At 59.3% G+C, this 15,430-nt stretch carries 14 protein-coding genes, 1 riboswitch and 1 other annotated feature; of the genes, 12 read left to right on the forward strand and 2 right to left on the reverse strand.

The window, feature by feature from the left end:
• Window positions 1–182 precede the first annotated feature (182 nt).
• Window positions 183–265: riboswitch (cyclic di-GMP riboswitch) on the forward strand.
• Window positions 266–381: 116 nt separating this feature from the next.
• Window positions 382–3,417 carry a glycosyl hydrolase family 18 protein gene (locus tag G5193_RS09820; protein WP_421205900.1) on the forward strand — a complete coding sequence of 1,012 codons (3,036 nt, stop codon included), beginning with the start codon at window positions 382–384 and terminating at the stop codon, window positions 3,415–3,417.
• Window positions 3,418–3,556: 139 nt separating this feature from the next.
• Window positions 3,557–4,501: a chemotaxis protein CheV gene (locus G5193_RS09825; RefSeq protein WP_216951924.1), complete on the forward strand. Its 945-nt coding sequence runs from the start codon at window positions 3,557–3,559 to the stop codon at window positions 4,499–4,501.
• 76 nt (window positions 4,502–4,577) lie between these two features.
• On the opposite strand, the gene G5193_RS09830 is transcribed toward G5193_RS09825, so the two are convergent.
• Window positions 4,578–5,732: a flagellar assembly protein FlgT gene (locus G5193_RS09830; RefSeq protein ID WP_421205901.1), complete on the reverse strand. Its 1,155-nt coding sequence runs from the start codon at window positions 5,730–5,732 to the stop codon at window positions 4,578–4,580.
• Between the two features lie 206 nt (window positions 5,733–5,938).
• Between G5193_RS09830 and G5193_RS09835 the strand changes: the two genes are divergently transcribed.
• Together G5193_RS09835 and G5193_RS09840 are read left to right on the forward strand one after the other, a co-directional pair.
• On the forward strand, window positions 5,939–6,559 hold the full coding sequence (locus G5193_RS09835; protein WP_005338718.1) for a FlgO family outer membrane protein: 621 nt from the start codon (window positions 5,939–5,941) through the stop codon (window positions 6,557–6,559).
• 10 nt (window positions 6,560–6,569) lie between these two features.
• Window positions 6,570–6,995, forward strand: coding sequence for an LPP20 family lipoprotein (locus tag G5193_RS09840; RefSeq protein WP_005338717.1), 426 nt, complete (start codon window positions 6,570–6,572; stop codon window positions 6,993–6,995).
• Window positions 6,996–7,083: 88 nt separating this feature from the next.
• On the opposite strand, the gene pheA is transcribed toward G5193_RS09840, so the two are convergent.
• On the reverse strand, window positions 7,084–8,256 hold the full coding sequence (pheA, locus tag G5193_RS09845; protein ID WP_005338715.1) for a prephenate dehydratase: 1,173 nt from the start codon (window positions 8,254–8,256) through the stop codon (window positions 7,084–7,086).
• A gap of 38 nt (window positions 8,257–8,294) precedes the next feature.
• Window positions 8,295–8,416: a sequence feature (Phe leader region), on the reverse strand.
• 170 nt (window positions 8,417–8,586) lie between these two features.
• On the opposite strand from pheA, the gene G5193_RS09850 reads away from it, so the two are divergent.
• From G5193_RS09850 to phrB, 8 genes are all read left to right on the forward strand, one after another.
• The gene (locus tag G5193_RS09850; RefSeq protein ID WP_421205902.1) at window positions 8,587–9,198 is read left to right on the forward strand and encodes an HAD family hydrolase; all 612 of its coding nucleotides are present in this window, start codon (window positions 8,587–8,589) and stop codon (window positions 9,196–9,198) included.
• A gap of 18 nt (window positions 9,199–9,216) precedes the next feature.
• Window positions 9,217–9,495 (forward strand): DUF6482 family protein, encoded by a 279-nt coding sequence (locus tag G5193_RS09855; protein ID WP_216979354.1) that lies wholly within the window; start codon window positions 9,217–9,219, stop codon window positions 9,493–9,495.
• A 79-nt stretch (window positions 9,496–9,574) separates the two neighbouring features.
• Entirely contained in the window at window positions 9,575–10,411 is an 837-nt protein-coding gene (locus G5193_RS09860; protein WP_227341232.1) for a hypothetical protein, read from the forward strand.
• A gap of 106 nt (window positions 10,412–10,517) precedes the next feature.
• A complete protein-coding gene (locus G5193_RS09865; RefSeq protein ID WP_421205903.1) occupies window positions 10,518–11,090 on the forward strand; it encodes a DUF3157 family protein in 573 nt (190 codons plus the stop codon).
• Window positions 11,091–11,278: 188 nt separating this feature from the next.
• Window positions 11,279–11,929, forward strand: coding sequence for an autotransporter (locus G5193_RS09870; RefSeq protein ID WP_421205904.1), 651 nt, complete (start codon window positions 11,279–11,281; stop codon window positions 11,927–11,929).
• 180 nt (window positions 11,930–12,109) lie between these two features.
• On the forward strand, window positions 12,110–13,057 hold the full coding sequence (locus tag G5193_RS09875; protein ID WP_266134143.1) for a YbgA family protein: 948 nt from the start codon (window positions 12,110–12,112) through the stop codon (window positions 13,055–13,057).
• A gap of 67 nt (window positions 13,058–13,124) precedes the next feature.
• On the forward strand, window positions 13,125–14,012 hold the full coding sequence (locus tag G5193_RS09880; protein ID WP_421205905.1) for a MerR family transcriptional regulator: 888 nt from the start codon (window positions 13,125–13,127) through the stop codon (window positions 14,010–14,012).
• Window positions 14,009–15,430 carry a deoxyribodipyrimidine photo-lyase gene (gene phrB, locus G5193_RS09885; RefSeq protein WP_421205906.1) on the forward strand — a complete coding sequence of 474 codons (1,422 nt, stop codon included), beginning with the start codon at window positions 14,009–14,011 and terminating at the stop codon, window positions 15,428–15,430. The genes G5193_RS09880 and phrB overlap by 4 nt, the downstream gene beginning before the upstream one ends.

Below are 15,430 nucleotides of genomic sequence, written 5' to 3' on the forward strand. Positions count from 1 at the left end.
CGAATCTGGGAAGATGAGGAAAAGCGTTTTTATGATCCCAGTAACAGTATGATTTTTTTGATAATTCAATCAATTCTAACCCTGTGATCATGACGCTTTTGTGGCAGGGGATAATTCTCTTTGAGAATAAAGATTGAGGGGAGCTTGTCGCCTTCCTATACTGGGTTCGTTCCTCACGGAACCCAGGTAAAGGGCAAACCGGCAGTGATGTCGGGGCGCAATGCTTCCGGTCTCGATCGTGGATCCAGATAGCGGGGTTTCCCTGGGTGAGGGGTGGTTTTTGTGGCAGGTCCATTGCCAGTTGTCTGCGCCCATCATGCAGGTTGCGATTGTTCTTTGCCTTGGTGACCAATGCCAAGACAAAACAAGGAAGATAACAATATGCAACAGCTCTTCAGACCCAGCAGGCTTGCCATGCTGGTCGCCCTTGCGGCTGCGCCCGCCTGGGCACAGGCCGCTTATCCCGCCTATAAATCAGGTACTGCCTACAAGGCTGGCGATATCGTCAGCAACGTCGGTGCCCTCTACGAGTGCAAAGAATTTCCCTATTCAGGCTGGTGCGGGGCATCCCCCTATCACTATGAGCCGGGGGTAGGTGTGGTCTGGGCAGATGCCTGGAAGCCCTATGGTGGCGAGGTGCCCCCTCCTGCGCTCGGTGTGGCAGTCAGCTCACCGGCTGCCGGTGCCAGCTTCAACGAAGGAGCCAGCGTGGCGCTGGCAGTGACCCTGAGCGGCCCGGTAACGGCCTTGGCCCGGGTGGAATATCTTGTCGACGGCAAGCTGGTCGCCACGGCGAGCGCCTCGCCATGGAGTGCCAGCTGGAGCGCCGCCGGAGTGGGAGGCCATACCCTCAAAGCTCGCGCGCTGGATAAAGATGGCAAAGTGCTGAGCGAGGCGGATTCGAGCTTCAACGTCGCCGCCGTGGTGGCGCCAGAGGCGCCCAAGGCGAGCATCAGCAGCCCGGCCAATGGAGCCAAGGTGACGCTGGGTCGCAGTGTGGCGGTGAGCGGCAACGTCACCGATGCCAACAACGATGTGGCCAAAGTCGAGCTCTATGTCGACGGCAAGAAGGTGGGCGAAGATACCAGTGCCCCCTGGCAGGTGAACTGGACACCGGATGCCAAAGGGAGTGCCGCCCTCAAGCTGGTGGCCACTGACAAGACCAATCTGAGCGGCGAGTCAGCAGCGGTGACCGTCACTGTCGAGGAGGCAGCGCTGCCGCCCACCGGTGGCAACCTCTCTTGTGACATTCGCCAGATCTATCGCCCGGATGGTTACGAGTGCATGGGGGATGACCATGCCCGCCGGGTCATCGGCTACTTCACCTCCTGGCGCACTGGCAAGAACGGTCTGCCCGCCTATCTGGTGAGCGACATTCCGTGGAGCAAGATCACCCACATCAACTACGCCTTCGCGGCGGTGGACGAGCAGAGCCACACCATCAAGGTGGATGACTCGGCGACCAAGATGACCTGGGATGGCGTGCCGGGTGCCGAGATGGATCCGGAGTTTGCCTACAAGGGCCACTTCAACCTGCTGTCGAAGTACAAGAAGCAGTATCCGGACGTGAAGACCCTGATCTCGGTGGGGGGCTGGGCCGATACCCGCGGCTTCTATACCGCCACCACCAAGGGTGACTGCTCGGTCAATACTGCCGGTATCAACACCCTGGCTGATTCGGCGGTGAGTTTTATCCGCCAGTACGGCTTTGATGGGGTCGATATCGACTACGAATACCCCACCTCGATGAAGGATGCGGGCAACCCCAACGACTTCCCGCTCTCCAACCAGTGCCGTGGCAAGCTGTTTGCCAACTACAAGGTGCTGATGCAGACTCTGCGCAGCAAGCTCGACAGCGCCGGCAGCGAGGATGGTCGCAAGTATATGCTGACCATCGCCTCGCCGGCCTCGGCCTACCTGCTGCGCGGCATGGAGAACTTCCAGGTCACCCAGTACCTCGACTACGTCAACCTGATGACCTACGACTTCCACGGCGCCTGGAACCATTTCGTCGGTCACAACGCCGCCCTGTTCGACAACAAGGCAGATGCCGAACTTGCCCACTGGGGCGTCTATACCCAGAGCCAGTTTGGCGGTATCGGCTACCTCAACGCGGCCTGGTCTGCCCACTACTTCCGTGGTGCCCTAGCGGCCGGCAAGATCAACGTGGGCGTGCCTTACTACACCCGTGGCTGGCAAGGGGTCAGCGGTGGCACTCACGGCCTGGCCGGCAAGGCAGCCCTGCCGAGCCAGAGCGATTGTCAGCCGGGTACCGGTGGCAGCACCATTCCGTGCGGCAACGGGGCGGTCGGTATCGACAACATCTGGCATGATCTCGACAAGAACGGCAAAGAGATCGGCGGTGGTGCCGTACCCATGTGGCACGCCAAGAACCTGGAGAATGCCGCCAGCCTGGGTATCACCACCATGCCGAGCTACGGTCAGGCCTGGGGTCTGGATCCCAACAACCCGGCTCACGTGATGCAGGGCAAGTACGTGCGTTACTACGATGACAAGGCGCAGGCGCCCTGGTTGTGGAATGAAGAGAAGAAGGTGTTCCTCTCAACCGAAGATGAAGAGTCCATGGGCCACAAGCTCGACTACATCATCAAGCGGGGCCTGGGCGGGGTCATGTTCTGGGAGATGGCGGGTGACTACGCCTTCGATCCGGCCAAGAACGAGTACGGAATGGGGGATACCCTGACCACGCTCGCCTACGACAAGTTCGCCAAGGCGACCAAGTACGACACCAGGCAAAACGATCTGGCGGCGCCAACTGCCCAGCTCGACATCGTGGTGAGCCTCTCCGGCTTCAAGGAGGGGGATTCCAACTACCCGGTCAACCCGACCCTGAAGCTCACCAACAACTCGACCCAGACCATTCCGGGTGGTACTCGCATCGAGTTCCTGGTGCCCACCTCCACCTCCGACACCATCACCGACCAGAGCGGGATGGGGCTGAAAGTGGTGGAGAGCGGTGGCAACCAGAACTCCGACGGTATCGCCAACGAGAAGGACTTCCACAAGGCGGCCTTTACGCTGCCGACCTGGAAGGCCTGGACGCCGGGCAGCGACGTGGAAGTGGCGATGACCTACTATCTGCCGGCCGCCGGTGTACCGAGCGGAATCCGCATCATCAGCGGCACCCAGACCGCGGGCCTCAAGGCTGAGTTCCCGACCCTGCCGGAGGCCGTGCTGGGCAGCAATGGTGGCGGTGAGAACCCGGGCGGCGCCACCTGCAGCAGCCAGAACGTCAACCCGGCCTCCTACAAGGCTTACCCGAACTGGCCGCAGGGGGATCATGCCAATGGTGGTGATCGCATCACCCATAACAAGATGGTGTGGCAGGCCAACTGGTGGACCAGCAGCGAGCCCAAGGCAAGCGACGGCAGTTGGAAGTCTGTCTGTAGTTATTGACTTTAAAATCAATGATATAAGTGAGGCTTCGGCCTCACTTTTTTTATCTGGTTGGTCACTCTGGTTGAAAATGCGCCTGCCCTTCCTGGCAGGCAGCCTCTATACTAGAGTCGATTAATAATCAGATGGATATCAGCGTATGGCGAGTATATTGGATTCCGTTGATCAACGAACTCAACTGGTGGGGGAAAACCGCCTTGAGTTGTTGATGTTTCGTCTCGGCACCCGCCAGATGTTCGCCATCAACGTCTTCAAGGTGAGGGAAGTGGTGAAGTTGCCCCATCTCAGCAAGATGCCGGGCTCCCATCACAATATCAGCGGGGTGGCCAATATCCGCGGCACCTCGATCCCGGTGATCAACCTGCGCAGTGCCATTGGTATGCGCCCCATGCCCATCGACAGTGAATCAAACCTCATCATCACCGAATACAACCGCACCATTCAGGGCTTTCTGGTGGGGCAGGTGGCCAATATCGTCAACATGACCTGGAAGGATATCTTGCCACCGCCGCGCTCCGCCGGGCGCGCCAATTACCTCACCGCCATCACCCGCATTCCGGAAGATGGCGTCGATCAGATTGTCGAGATCATTGATGTGGAGAAGGTGTTGGCGGAGATCATCACCTATGACATCCGCATCTCCGAAGAGGTGCTGGATCGGGAGATCCTGCCCGAGATGCACGGCCGCAAGGTGCTGATCGTCGATGATTCCAGCACCGCCCGCACCCAGGTGCGTGAGACTCTTGGCCAGCTGGGACTCGAGGTTATCGAGTGTCAGGATGGCTTGCAGGCGCTGACCCTGCTCAAGGGGTGGTGCGATGCTGGCAAGAAGGTGACCAACGAGATCCTGCTGATGATCACCGATGCCGAGATGCCTGAGATGGACGGCTACCGGCTGACCCACGAGGTGCGCAGTGATCCGCGCATGTCCGATCTCTTTATTACCCTCAATACCTCCCTGAGCGGCAACTTCAACGAAGCCATGGTCAAGAAGGTGGGTTGTGATCGCTTTATCTCCAAGTTCCAGCCCGACCTGCTGGTGGGCGTTGCGCAGGAGAGGTTGCGTCAGGTGTTGGGAAACTGACCGATACCAATCCACTGGTGAACCATAACAACGGGAAACTCGGGAGATGCCGTAAGCGCCGGTAACTCTCTGGCACCTATTCCAATACAGCCAAATCCCCATTCTGGATGTTAAACGGCGAATATTTGTTCTGGCTGCTGATGATGGCGCCATCGTCGAATACCTGTACTACCTCAAACAGGCCGTCGGCCGGGTTACGCATCATGCGGGACTTGCCGTAGGGGTCGATGAAGTCGGCATTGTGCTGGATCCTGAACTGGTCGCCGAGCTTGACGCCGTTGCGTCGTCCCAGATTGATGTAGGGGCCGCGTTCGTTCTGGCCGACCACCCGGGCGGTGACCGGGGCGCAGGTGAGCTGGGCTACCAGATCCTGAGCTGCCTGTTGCAACTGGTAGTTGACCTCCTGGCCATAACTTGACTGCCAGAACTGGCCGCTGCTGCTGCCCACTTGCTCCCGCTTGCCAAAGGTCCAGGTGGCGCGCCCTTCGTAGACCTTGCGGTTGACCAGAGTGCCGTTGATGCCATCAAACAGGTAGAGCTGCATGCGAAAGTTGCGCACGGGATCCTCATACCAGCTGGTCAGCTGGTTGCCTTGCGGCTCGATGGAGAGATCGTCGATGCTGCCGAGCACCAGATACTGGCTGTCGGTACGCAGGCTGAGCGCCTTGATCTCCTCGAGGGCGCTGCGATCCCCCTGTTGCAGATGGAGCGGATCGATGCGCAGGTTTTCATCCAGCCACTGGCGCACCGCGACCCCTTGCGGCGCGTTGGCGAGAGTCTCGAACAGTCGTCGCGAGAGGTTTTCCGGCATGTCGTCCATGGCGCCGTAGCTGGCTTGGTCCGGATAGCGCATCCGCAGCCTCACCAGTGTCAAATCCTTGGCGAAGTGCTGGGTCTGGCAGATCTGGCGCTCGGCCTGAATGTCGGCCACTAGTGTGATATACATGCGGCCGTTGCGCACCTCTTCCCGCTTGAGCCGGTACTGGCGAATGTCGCCGCCGGAGCGGATCTGGATCTGCTCGGAGCGAAGGCTGCCATTTTCCAGACGCTGGACGCTGGAAACGGCCGCGCCGCTGGCCAGCAGCGCCTGACGCAGGGCGTCGCGAGTTGCCTGCTCGCGGGCATAGACTTCATCGCCCCCCAGAATGGCGGCGCTGCCCTGTGCTTCGATAAGTTCGGCGCGGGTGCTCAGGCTGGCCAGCAGCAGGGTCAACAGCAGCGGTAATTTCATAGCAGATACCTTGAGTTGGCGGGCAGCCGAGCCATTTTGAGGAAATGGCGCCTGCTGGCCGACATGGATCACAACACGTTCCAAGTGGCAGCGCACGTTGGCGCTGACGATGTCCATTAAAAAGCAAGAATCATGCCTCATTACCGGCTCAAGCTTTGTCCGGCGCGTCCGATAATAAGTCAGGTGCAGATACAGGAAAGGTATCCATGAACAAACTCATCACGGCGTTGGCGCTCGCCCTGGCATTGACCGGGTGCGGCTCCGACCCTATCAATCGAGATCAGGGTGACCCTCGCCAGGCGGCGCAGGGGATGGAGCTCAACTGGCTGGTGGCGCGTATGACCGATCAGCTGATGGAGCGCAAATCGCTGACCACCCTGACCGAACCCATCGCAGTGGCCTCTTTCGTCGATCTCGATACCCTGCAGGATACCAACTGGATGGGGCAGCAGATTGAGGAGAGCTTTATCTACGAGCTCAATCGTCGCGGCGAGGTGGTGGTGGACTTCAAGCTGACCGGTAGCATCAAGGTGACGCCGCAGGGGGACTTCGTGCTGAGCCGCAACTATAAGGAGCTCTCTTCCCGTTTGCCGATCTCCCGCATTCTGGTCGGCACCTTCAGCCGCAACAGCAAGGGGATCCTGGTCAATGCCCGCGTTATCGACATGCGCACCAAGATGGTTGAGACCACGGCCCAGAGCCTGATCCCGCAAAAATATCTGTTCGGTGCTAACAACTCGTTTGGTCGGGCATCGATCAATCGCGGTTATCTGATGCGTGACAGTCAGGCCCGGCCGGGCGGTCATCTGGTCAACCTGACCCCGTGAGGAGCGAGTCATGAAGATCCTGTTTGGTTGCCTGTTGGCACTCTTGCTCACCGGTTGCAGCGGCAACCGGGTGGTGGATTACACCCAGGGTGGCAAACCCGATGATTTTCCGGTGCTCAAGGCGGTGGGCTATGCGGTGATCGACATCCAGCCCGGTCCCTCCCAGTCGGAGAAGATGCTGCAAGCCATTCGCGCTTCCAAGATGGATGCCTATCGCGAGCTGGCCGAGCAGCTCAATGGTCAGCAGGTGCGCGGCCAGAGCAGCTATCGTGACCTGACCCAGACCTCCAACTCGCTGGATGTGTCGGTCGCCGGTGTGGTGCGTGGTGCCCGGGTGGTGGCCTCCTATCCGCGCGGCAATACCTATGCCACCGAGATGGAGCTCGATACCCGCGCCCTCTACAACATCAATCAGTTGATGGCGGGTCAGTTCTGAGTTGATTGCCTGACCTGAAAACAGGCATCAACACAGGCATCAAAACAAAAGGCGAGCAGTGTGCTCGCCTTTTGTCGTTGTGGGCTGGTTAGCTCCCCATCAGCACCGGCGGCACTGCGGTGGGTTTCACATCCTCGCTCGGGTAGCAGCCAAGCACCTTGATATAGCGGGTGATCTTGGTCAGCTCCACCAGTGCGGCCTGCATCGCCGGGGTTTGCAGGTTGGCGGAGACATCGAGATAGAACATCTCTTCCCACGGGTTGCCCTGCACCGGACGGGACTCCAGTTTGGTCATGTTGATCTCGTGGCTGCGCAGTACCAGCAACGCCTCGACCAGCGAACCCGGCTTCTGGGAGGTGGACATGATGAGGGTGGTCTTGGCCGGGATCTGCGGTGCCACATCGATGGGCTTGCGCGCCACCACGATGAAGCGGCTGTAGTTCTCTTTCTGGTTGGCAAGCTGCTCGGCCAGCACATCCAGACCATACAGTTCGCCACCGGCGGCGCTGCCGATGGCGGCGGCCTCCGGGCTTGCCAGTTCTTTCACCTTCATCATGGCGCTGGAGGAGGAGTCGCAGATCTCGTGACGGGCTCCTTCCAGCTTGCTCAGATAGTGGGAGCACTGCTGGAACACCTGCGGGTGGGCATAGAAGGTCTTGATACGGCCAAGCTCGGTCGGTACGGCGGTGAGAATGCAGTGCTCGATGGGGTAGGTGAGCTCACCGACGATGGAGAGGCTGGTATGCTGCATCACGTCATAGACTTCGTTGATGGAGCCCGAGCTGGTGTTCTCGATGGGCAGCACGCCAAAGGCGGCGCGACCCGACTCCACCGCATCCAGTACTTCACGGAAGTTCTGGCAGTTTACTTCGATCACCTGATCCTTGTAGCGCGCCAGATATTTGCGGGCGGCCAGGCTGGAGTAGGAACCGCGCGGCCCCAGATAGGCGACGCTGGTCATCGGCTCCTGCTGCTCCGGGTTGAGCAGGCTCTGCAGATAGGCCTGCTGGGAGAGCACAGAGTCTTCGATGATGGTGTGATAGATGCGGGTGATGTACTGGGCGTCCAGTCCCAGCACGCGCCCTTTTTGGATTAGGGCGACCAGCAGCTCCTGCTCCCGCTGGTGGTCACGAATGGGGCGCGGGTTGGCTTGCTTGGCACGGGCCACCTCGATGCTGAGGGTCTTGCGTTTCGCCAGCAGGGCAAGCAGCTCCTGATCCAACCGGGTGATGTCTTGTCTGATCTCGTCGAGCGTTGCCATGATTGTTCCCTATCCAAGTAATCGATTGATATTAATGCAAAAAAAAGCCTCCGCTAGGGGAGGCTTGATTCGTCTTTGCTTTCTGTTCACACGACGACAGGCCTTCCCTCAAGCGGGCCGGATAAACGAGAAAGCAAAGAAGAATGGTGCGTGCATAGGTGTGTCCTTGAAGTAACGTCATAACCATTAAGGGATTTGCCGGTCTGATGCAAGTAAAACTTGCCCGCGGGCGGGGATGGGGGCAGGGTATCCGGTTAAGAAAATGGTGTATGAGCGATGTTCTATTGACTCTGTTTTGATGACTGACACCCAGTGGGGGAGGTAAAGACGATGGCGATTATTTTCGATCTGGGACGGGTGGTGGTGAGCTGGGATCCGGTAGGCATAGTGCATTCGGTGCGTGGCCCGCAAGGGGCCGAACAGTTGGCCGAGCAGCTCTTTAACCACCCGGACTGGCTGGAGGTAGACAGAGGCACCATGTCGCTCCACACCATGGCCCGGGAAGCGCAAGCGCGCACTGGCCTCTCGGCGGCACAGAATCTGGCCATTTTACAGGCAGTTCCCGCTTCCCTGCTGCCAGATCCCGCTATGCTAACCCTGATAGCCGATCTGCACGGGGCGGGGCACACTCTTTATGCCCTCTCCAACATGGGGCACGCCAGCATCGACTGGCTGGAGCAGCATCAGGATTTCTGGCGCTTCTTTAGCGGCAAGGTGGTGTCGGCGCGGGTACGGATGATGAAGCCGGAGCCGGATATCTACCGCTATCTGCTGGTGTCGTTCGATCTGAAACCGGCAGAGTGCATCTTTATTGATGACAGTCCCGCCAATATTGCGGCCGCCGAGGCCCTCGGCATCAGGGGGATCGTCTTTACCGACGTGGCGAGTTGCCGTCAGCAACTGGGTGAGCTGGACAGTTTGCCTGTCACCGACAAGGGGTGATGCCCCTCCAGGAGTACTATGGAGCATGGCCGGTTTCGCAATTGGCTCAGTCACTATCCCGAGGCAACCCTGATCATCGCCTGCAAGGATGGCAGTGGTTATCAGCTCTGTATCGAGGCGGAAGGGGAGTACCTCTGTCTGACCGACAGCGAGGGGGAGCACCTGACCTTCACCTCGCTGGATCAGGCGCAGGGCTTTTTGCGAGCCCATCGGGTACATCAGGCCAGATTGCGAGTGTACGACGCTCAAGGCATTGATTTTATGGATGAATCACGGGAAATAATCATCAAGTTTTAATTTTAACCTGACTCTGTAAGGGCCTATTCAGCTTGTTTCCCGCACAATAAGCCACCTGTTTATCATCCGGAGCTGTTTAATGGATGCCAATGTTGTTGTCTTGAATCAGGGATATGATCACTCTTTTCAAGCCAGGGAGCTGCAGCTGATTGAGCGACTGGCAAATTTTGACGAGCTGATAGTCTCTTTTTCGGGGCGGTTGGAATCCTGTTACAGCATCGATTTGTGCCGTGCCAGCGGGATCAAGATCCGCGCCATCACCCTCGATAATCCGACCCGCAGCCGCAGCGAAGTGGCCCGAGCCCGCCGTTATTGCCAGCGTTATGGCATCGATCACTGGGTCATCAAGAGTGACGAAATCATCTTTTGCGATCGCCTGCCGAATATGGAGGGGTTGATCGATCCGGTTCGCCGCATTGGTGAGTATGTGCAGGCTCGTCCGGAATGGGCTCATCTGCCGTTGCTGGTTCCGGCCGCGGTGGAGGAGCGTGATGACTATCTTGCCCAGTTCGGCTCACTGCCTGCCAACACCATCTGGTTTTTTGCCGATAACGGGGTGATGAGCCGTGATTTTCGCTATGGCTTCAACAAGCGTCAGCTCGGTCGTTGGGGCAAAGGGAGCAACGGTTGCCTCAGCAATCGCTTCACCAATCCACGGCAGTTGAAGCAACGTTATCTACGAATGGTGGATCAGGCCGAACAGATGCTGGCCGACATGGGGCTGGATGAGGCGCAGGTCTTTTTCCATACCCTGTGCGACTGCTCTACCACCCTGGCCCGGGTGCGTCTGCCCGAGCATCAGCGTGCTCAGGCCTTTGATATGCAATCGGATATTCTCTCTGCCCTCAAGAGGACCGAGTTCGATCTGGTGACTCTGGATATGGCGCACAAAGAGCGGCACGATCTTGCCATCTAGCCCGTGGGCAAGCGACGCCGGAGCCAGAACGTGAGTGCTGTCATAGGCAAGGGGTGGCGGGACTGTTTATACTGTCGCCCTTTCACCTGTTGCCGAGCTTCGCCCTATGAAACCCTTCTCCCGTCTGCTGATTGCCCTGTGCCTCTCCCCCGTGTTGGCGCAGGCTGCCCCTCTTTCTCAGGTGACGCTGCCCGATGGTCGGCAGGTTCAGCTCAACGATGACTTTACCTGGGAGTATCTGGTGGTCAAACCGGCCGAACCCGTGCAGGGTATGGCTGCTGATGGGAAAGCGGGGGCCGTGGTGGCGGTTGCCGCCCCGGTACTGACCGAGCAGGCCAAGGCCAACCCCGAATTGCTGTCACAAGCGGCACGCGACGGTGTGGTGGTCAAGCTGGACAAGCTCGAGGGGTCTGATCCGTTGGCGCTGACCTTTATGGTGAGCAATACCGGCAGCCGCAATGTGGTCGGGGTGCGCGGCATGGTGACTCTGTTCAGTGCTGACGGTGTGCAGTTGGTGCGTCAGGAAGCCCGTTTCTGGGTCGCCGAGAATCGCTTGCCGGAGACCTATCTGCGCAAGGGGCAAGTCCGTCCGTCGCTGGCCCTCGAGATCCCCCGTCCTGCCGGATTGACCGGGCAGCCCTTGGTCAGGGTCGAAATTGATGAGGTGGTCTTCCGCTGATTTGGTGTTGTCCGGCCCATGCAAACCGCTTGGGCCGGCAATTTGTTACCCCTGACATCTCGGGAAATATCTGCTTACATCTGACATGGTTTTGCAATAGCTTGCCGCTCGGCAAGCCGGGATGCTGACTGCACAATGACTCCATACCAGCTCGCTAGCAACGGGCCCAATCACATGGAGTTATCATCATGAAAAAAGCAACTGTATCTCTTCTGGTTCTGGCCGGTTTCGCCTCTACTTCCGCTCTGGCACAGGATGCGTTCAGCTACGCAAAGGGCGGTTTGACCTGGGCGCACACCAAGTCTGATTACCTTAGCCAAGACGGCGCTGCATTTCCCCGTGATGCTGCCAGCAAAGGTACCCGTGATTTTGGTGGTCTGAGCCTGGACCTCTCAAAGAGCTTTGGCTCCAACTTCTACGGTCGTGCCGGAACCGAATTCACCTCCCGCAACGACGGCAATGACAGCATGTCCATTTCCAGCCTGGGTATCGGTGTCTTTACCCCGCTGAGCACAGGACTCAATCTCTATGGCGAAACCGGTTTGATGGGCTATCAACTTGAGCGTGAGCTGGCCAAGAACAACAAGGGATGGGACGAAGTGGCTCGCAAGGATAGTGGCAGCATGTACGGTGAAGTGGGTCTGCGCTACGACATCGGCGACATCGAGCTTTCCACGGCTTACCGTTACGCCAACATGACCGACGATATGCATGACTTCAAGGTAGGCGGTGCTTACAAGCTCAACCAGAACTGGGCGCTGACTGCCGACTACACCTATCGCAGCTGGGATCTGCAGAAAGGCTCCATCTCCAGCCTGGGTGTGAAGTACAGCTTCTGATCCTCCTTCCAGTAGTCCGTAGTGTCTTGATTTTTACCCATGGCGTTCGCCATGGGTTTTTTCGTTTTCCGGTGATCTCTTTTTTCTCCTTGTGTCGTATCAGTCGGCAATAGTTATACAACTTCCATTTTTTTGTATAACTGCTATAACTGAATCAAGACTTATACAAGGAGTGCCATCATGTACAAGATTAAAGTCGGTATCAGTGCTTGCCTGCTGGGACAAGAGGTGCGTTTCGACGGGGGCCACAAGCGCTCCAGCTTCTGCGAACGGGATCTTGGCGCTCACTTTGACTATCACCCCGTCTGCCCCGAGATGGCTATCGGTCTGGGGGCGCCCCGTGCCGCCATCCGGCTGGTCAAGCGCAACGGCGAGATCCGTGCCGAGGCGAGCAACGGTAGTTTCGATGTCACCCAAAAGCTGATTGCCTTCAGCGAGCAGAAGGCACGCCAGCTCGACTTCATCTCCGGTTATATCCTCTGTGCCAAATCACCCAGCTGCGGTATGGAGCGGGTCAAGGTCTATGGCGCCAACAACGAGGGGAGCGCCAAGGAGGGGATCGGCCTCTTTGCCAAGGCGTTGATGGAGGCCAACCCCCTGCTGCCGGTGGAAGAGGATGGTCGGCTCTGTGATCCCATCCTGCGGGAGAACTTTGTGCTGCGGGTCTTCGCCTACCACGACTGGCAGCAACTCTGCGCCCGCGGCATCACCGCCTCTGCGCTGATCCGCTTCCACTCCCGTTACAAGTATCTGGTGCTCTCCCACGCCACCACCCACTACCGGGCGCTTGGCAAGCTGCTCGGCAATCTGGGCAAGTCCACCAATTTGCAGGAGGTGGCTGACAACTACATCAAGGGATTGATGACAGCGCTGACCCTGCGAGCCAACCGCCGCAGCCACACCAATGTGCTGATGCACCTGCAGGGCTACTTCAAGCGGGTGCTGACCCCGGCCCAGAAGCAGGAGCTTGCCGATACCATCGACAAGTACCGCACCGGCATCTTCCCCTTGCTGGTGCCGCTCACCCTGATCCGTCACTACCTGCGCGAGTACCCCAATCCCTATCTCGCCGAGCAGGTTTATCTCAATCCACACCCCGATACGCTGAAATTGCGTTACGGGCTCTGAATCCGTTCTGTTGCCTCGGTGCATGATTTGCACCGGGCGCTTTACACCTCTGTTTGATGGACGTTGTATGTCTGATTTATCGCAAGAAGTTGCTCATCTCGCTGATGAGGGGATCTACCCCATTCGCGAGGTCTCCCGTCTCACTGGCGTCAACGCCGTGACCCTGCGCGCCTGGCAGCGCCGCTATGGTCTGGTGCAACCGGCCCGCACCGAAAAGGGCCACCGCCTCTACAGCGAGCAGGATATCCGCCAAATCGGCGAGATCCTGAGCTGGCTGGAGCGGGGAGTGAGTATCGGGCAGGTAAAGGGGCTCCTGAGCGAACCCCATTCCGAGCCGGTGAGCGATCACTGGCAGCAGACTCTGGAGCAGTTCAGTCAGGCGTTACTCGCCTTCAACCAGCGCAAGGCGGAGGCTGAGCTCAACGATTTGCTGGCTAGCTACCCGTTCGAGCTGGTGCGCAGCCGGGTACTGCAACCGCTGGTGGAGCGGCTGCTGGGGTTGTGGCGCGAGCGGCCCGATGGCGAGCTGCTGCAACAGGTGTGGCTGGGCTGGTTCCATACCCGCTTCGCCCGCCACCTGATCGAGCAGGAGAAGGGCGTGCCGATCACCTTGGTGAGCTGGGGACAGGTCGGCCCCCTCGATCTGGTGTGGGCCGCTTACGAGCTGATCGGTCAAGGCTATGAGGTGCAACTGCTGGGAGCGGTAGAGCCTCGCCATGCCAGCTTGCTGGAGGGGCGTGCCGTTACCCCCTGGCTGGTACTGCTGGGAGCTGGTCTTGGCAAACCGGAGCTGGCCGCCGGGTGGCCTGCAGGCACGCGCCTGTTTGGCGAACTGGGCCGTCTCTACGATGATGAGTGGCTTAAAGCACACGGCTGGCAGGCGAGCCTTGCCGAGCTGATGGCGAACGCGCCTGCTGCGGCTGGCGCCAGCGGACGCGGGAGGAAAACGTCATGAGACTGGTCTGGTTGCGCAACGATCTGCGCCTTGCCGACAACCCGGCGCTACGCCATGCCTGCGCCGGTGATGAACCGGTCGCCGCGCTCTTTATCATCTCTCCTGCCCAGTGGCGGCAGCACAAAATGGCCCCCGTCCGTCAGCGCTTTATGTTGGCGCAGGTGGATGAGTTTGGGCGCGAGCTGGCGGCCCTTGGCATTCCGCTTCATCTGCTGCGAGTGGAAACCTTTGCCGAGGCGCCCGCTGCGCTGGCAGACCTCTGCCGCGAGCTGGGGGTGACCCAGCTCTACGCCAATCAGGCTATCGAGATCGATGAGCAGCGCCGCGATCACGCCGTCAGCGCCGTACTGGCAGAGCAGGCGGTGAGTTGTCACTGGCTCAACGGCTGCTGCATGTTGCCACCGGGGCGGGTGCTGACCGGGTCGGGTGAGATGTTCAAGGTCTTCACTCCTTTTAGCCGTGCCTGGCTCAAGGCCCTCGACGAAGAGGGGTTTGTCATTCATCGCGCGCCCACTGCTCGTGGTGAGCCGCTGCCGTGGCAGCCGCTGGCCGAGCGGGACTTCGTCGATGCCGCCCTTGGCGAACTGACGGCAGACCCCCGCTGGCCTGTGGGCGAGGTGGAAGCTCTGCGTCGTTTGAACATTTTTCTGGAGCAGGCGGTGCTCGACTATGGCGAGACCCGGGATTTTCCTGCCATCGCGGGCACCTCTGTGCTTTCCCCCTATCTGGCGGCGGGCATCATCAGTCCTCGTCAGTGTGTGGCGGCGCTTCAGCAGCGGCTTGGCTATCGGCCCCAGTCCAAGGCCCAGCCCGGCTTTGTCTGGCTCAATGAGCTCATCTGGCGTGAGTTCTATCGCCACCTGCTGGTGCTGATCCCGCCCCTCTCCATGAATCGCCCCTTCAAACCAGAGACGGCAGCCTTGCCGTGGAGCTGGGACCCGGATGCCTTCGCCGCCTGGTGCGAGGGCCGTACCGGCTACCCCATCGTTGATGCAGCGATGCGCTGTCTCAACGCCACCGGCTGGATGCACAACCGGCTGCGGATGATAGTGGCGAGCTTTCTCACCAAGGATCTCCATATCCACTGGCGGCTCGGGGAGGATTACTTCATGAGTCGACTGATCGACGGGGATCTGGCAGCCAACAACGGTGGCTGGCAGTGGGCTGCAGGCACCGGTGCCGATGCCGCCCCCTACTTTCGGATCTTCAACCCCACCACTCAGGGGCAACGATTTGATCCACAAGGGGAGTTTATCCGTACCTGGGTAACTGAACTGGCCGATATTCCTGCCGCTTATGTGCATCAGCCCCACGACTGGCTGCGACTCAAGGGGCGACAGGATTATCCGGCTCCCATGGTGGATCACGCCGTTGCCCGGGTGAGAGCCATCGAGATGTTTCGCTCTCTGGAGAAATAG

Source organism: Aeromonas sp. 601027 (assembly GCF_049174455.1).
Lineage (GTDB): Bacteria > Pseudomonadota > Gammaproteobacteria > Enterobacterales > Aeromonadaceae > Aeromonas > Aeromonas veronii_A.

Bases quoted from the DNA above. Each gene is read 5' to 3' on its own strand.
- G5193_RS09820 (WP_421205900.1), top strand. From the start codon at position 382: ATGCAACAGCTCTTCAGACCCAGCAGGCTTGCCATGCTGGTCGCCCTT.
- G5193_RS09825 (WP_216951924.1), top strand. From the start codon at position 3,557: ATGGCGAGTATATTGGATTCCGTTGATCAACGAACTCAACTGGTGGGG.
- G5193_RS09830 (WP_421205901.1), bottom strand. From the start codon at position 5,732: ATGAAATTACCGCTGCTGTTGACCCTGCTGCTGGCCAGCCTGAGCACC.
- G5193_RS09835 (WP_005338718.1), top strand. From the start codon at position 5,939: ATGAACAAACTCATCACGGCGTTGGCGCTCGCCCTGGCATTGACCGGG.
- G5193_RS09840 (WP_005338717.1), top strand. From the start codon at position 6,570: ATGAAGATCCTGTTTGGTTGCCTGTTGGCACTCTTGCTCACCGGTTGC.
- pheA (WP_005338715.1), bottom strand. From the start codon at position 8,256: ATGGCAACGCTCGACGAGATCAGACAAGACATCACCCGGTTGGATCAG.
- G5193_RS09850 (WP_421205902.1), top strand. From the start codon at position 8,587: ATGGCGATTATTTTCGATCTGGGACGGGTGGTGGTGAGCTGGGATCCG.
- G5193_RS09855 (WP_216979354.1), top strand. From the start codon at position 9,217: ATGGAGCATGGCCGGTTTCGCAATTGGCTCAGTCACTATCCCGAGGCA.
- G5193_RS09860 (WP_227341232.1), top strand. From the start codon at position 9,575: ATGGATGCCAATGTTGTTGTCTTGAATCAGGGATATGATCACTCTTTT.
- G5193_RS09865 (WP_421205903.1), top strand. From the start codon at position 10,518: ATGAAACCCTTCTCCCGTCTGCTGATTGCCCTGTGCCTCTCCCCCGTG.
- G5193_RS09870 (WP_421205904.1), top strand. From the start codon at position 11,279: ATGAAAAAAGCAACTGTATCTCTTCTGGTTCTGGCCGGTTTCGCCTCT.
- G5193_RS09875 (WP_266134143.1), top strand. From the start codon at position 12,110: ATGTACAAGATTAAAGTCGGTATCAGTGCTTGCCTGCTGGGACAAGAG.
- G5193_RS09880 (WP_421205905.1), top strand. From the start codon at position 13,125: ATGTCTGATTTATCGCAAGAAGTTGCTCATCTCGCTGATGAGGGGATC.
- phrB (WP_421205906.1), top strand. From the start codon at position 14,009: ATGAGACTGGTCTGGTTGCGCAACGATCTGCGCCTTGCCGACAACCCG.